This window comes from Bacillus sp. SIMBA_008, assembly GCF_046535495.1.
GTDB classification, from domain to species: domain Bacteria; phylum Bacillota; class Bacilli; order Bacillales; family Bacillaceae; genus Bacillus; species Bacillus subtilis.
The window spans coordinates 1-228 of record NZ_JAWRWL010001449.1 but is presented as its reverse complement, the minus strand read 5'-3'; the positions used below and the strand labels follow the sequence as shown (position 1 = coordinate 228).

The window sequence follows — 228 nt, the reverse complement described above, 5'->3', positions numbered from 1 at the left end:
ATGAACCGAGACGAACCGCCGCGCTGGACAACATCGACGCGCTCACGCTCGCCATCTCGGTCCGCTCGCTGCCCCGCATGGTCGGTTCCCTGCTGAACACCCAGCTGACCATCCAGCAGCTCAAGGTACTCACGGCCATCGTCAGTCGTCGCGTGCCTGAAGTTCCTCGATCTCGGCGAAGTCCAGCGAGTCGAGGATGATGCGCGCGGAGTGATGGCCGCCGAGCTG

The 228-nt window shown here is 64.5% G+C and carries 1 protein-coding gene; it reads left to right on the top strand.

What is annotated here, in order from left to right; translation table 11 throughout:
- Positions 1 to 200: hypothetical protein (locus SB658_RS28285; RefSeq protein ID WP_410603939.1), on the top strand; the 200-nt coding region annotated here is incomplete at its 5' end.
- Positions 201 to 228: the final 28 nt, after the last annotated feature.